The following is a 250-nucleotide window of genomic DNA, read 5'->3' as shown; positions in this document are numbered from 1 at the left end:
ATCTTGGCTTCGCGCATCTTGTTGTCCAAGTGTAGTTTTTAGCGAAACCATTTGATCATGCAACAAGATGCGCTTCCACCCTAATTTGATGATTTATTTGTAAATCATCAGGGGATTCTTCAGTGCACAGCCTCAACCGCATTGGTCGTGTAAATCACTTTCCTGATATGTTCTGGGTACTTAAAATAATGGGACAAATTATGCCATTTGCGACGCCAAGAGTTGATTACCAGCGGATAAGCATCACCCC

The 250-nt window shown here is 42.4% G+C and carries 1 pseudogene; it reads right to left on the bottom strand.

Going from position 1 to position 250, the window contains the following annotated elements:
- Nucleotides 1-122: 122 nt before the first annotated feature.
- A pseudogene (locus AEA42_RS22245) lies at nucleotides 123-250 on the bottom strand (transposase); the annotation flags it as partial.

Source organism: Shewanella sp. Sh95 (genome assembly GCF_001308045.1).
In the GTDB taxonomy this organism is placed as follows: Bacteria; Pseudomonadota; Gammaproteobacteria; order Enterobacterales; family Shewanellaceae; genus Shewanella; species Shewanella xiamenensis.
Note: the sequence above shows the minus strand (reverse complement) of the source record. Positions and strands in the feature narration are given on the sequence as shown.